The organism is Weissella fangxianensis, assembly GCF_024718545.1.
Classification (GTDB): domain Bacteria; phylum Bacillota; class Bacilli; order Lactobacillales; family Lactobacillaceae; genus Weissella; species Weissella fangxianensis.
The window spans coordinates 1-1,493 of sequence record NZ_JAMXDB010000073.1; the positions used below are offsets into that span (position 1 = coordinate 1).

The 1,493-nt window shown below is 44.5% G+C and carries 2 protein-coding genes; both read right to left on the reverse strand.

The annotated features are described in order from the left end of the window. Positions 1-312: 312 nt before the first annotated feature. Positions 313-1,086, reverse strand: coding sequence for an IS3 family transposase (locus tag NGR58_RS10150; RefSeq protein WP_258089359.1), 774 nt, complete (start codon positions 1,084-1,086; stop codon positions 313-315). A 73-nt stretch (positions 1,087-1,159) separates the two neighbouring features. Beyond that, positions 1,160-1,420 (reverse strand): transposase, encoded by a 261-nt coding sequence (locus NGR58_RS10155; RefSeq protein ID WP_258089358.1) that lies wholly within the window; start codon positions 1,418-1,420, stop codon positions 1,160-1,162. Positions 1,421-1,493 lie beyond the last annotated feature (73 nt).

Below are 1,493 nucleotides of genomic sequence, written 5' to 3' on the forward strand. Positions count from 1 at the left end.
GGCGCTGATGTCAAGATTATGGACAGGTTTTTTCGGCACCGAGAGTTGCCGGACTACGAAAATTTTTCAAAACCCGGATTTCAGCTTAAAACGGCGTGATTTCTGGGTGTTTTTGTAGGTGGAACAGGGCCGAGCCCTGCCCGTGAGAGAAAACGGGTGGTATAGATTGTGAATCAGCCGGATTTCACAAGTTGTATCGTGCAACAAATAAGCCTTCACAAGGTGAACTTTTGAAATTCACAAGTGACGGCTTATAAACGGCGTCGTACCAGCTAGTGCCGAAAACCGAGATTAAGTAAACCAAACATTGGTCTAGGAGGTTTGAAACCATTCAATGCGTGAATTAATACGTTCGTTGTTGTACCAGTTCACATACCATTCGACAGATGCCCTGACATCATCAATGGTTCTGTATTCTTCGTGATAAATCAGCTCACGCTTAATGAGCGAATGAAAGCTCTCGATACGTACATTGTCGTAAGGATGACCCTTACGCGAGTAGGAATGATCTATCCCAGCGTTTTGCAACGTTCCTTCGAACAGACTTGAAGTGTACTGGCTTCCCATGTCGCTGTGAATCATCTTTGGTTTACTGTTGGCTCTTAGAGCCTGCACGACAACAGATGTTGCGAATTCTTTGGTCATCTCTGAACTCAGTCCATATGAGACAACACGGCGTTTTTCTGGGTCATAGACCGTCGCCAGGTAAACCCAGTCTCTATTCATCAGCTGGATGTACGTGATGTCAGTCGTTAGGACCCCACTCAAATTATCCAAATTCTTCATGAGATTGGGCTTTTGTGGTGTGTCAGTGGTCGTCGTCGGCTTCTTATATGACTTCCTGACCATGCGAGATTTAAGGCTCATCTCATTCATGAGCTCCCAAACCAAACGATCACCAACTTCAGTGTTCAAAATGAACCGTAAAAATGCGGCGATGCGTCGGTAGCCATAGATCCCACGATTGGTGTTGTAGACGGCTTTGATTGCCGTTTTTAGAGCGTTGCAGCGCGTCTCTTGTTGGCTGGGATGCCAATTTTTCCATTGATAATAAAATAAGTGCTTCGAGCTACATTCAAAGCTGATAAAACGCTTGTTATGCGGTGTCCCATTGCGAGTGACCGGTCAATGATTTCCAGTCCTAACTCGCGATTTTGCGTTAATTGTACTTCGAAAGCAACACCGCGGCTCGTTTTAAAATCTCAAGTTCTTCGCGAAGTTTGGCGTTTTCCTTTTGTAATACGTTTACATCAGCTTGCATCCATTTTTCGCCGTCCACTTCGTGGACCGCGTACAACTTGACCCAGTTACGGATTGAGTCGACCGAAGGTCCGTATTCAGCGGATAGATCAGTATATGAGCGGCCTTGATTGTGCATCTCAACAAGAGACTGCTTAAATTCTTTTTTGTATTGAATCATATTAAAAAATGCTCCTATGCTATTAGTTTACAGGGCAGAAGAAAATCTGTCCGTAAATCTAGCATAAGAGCAA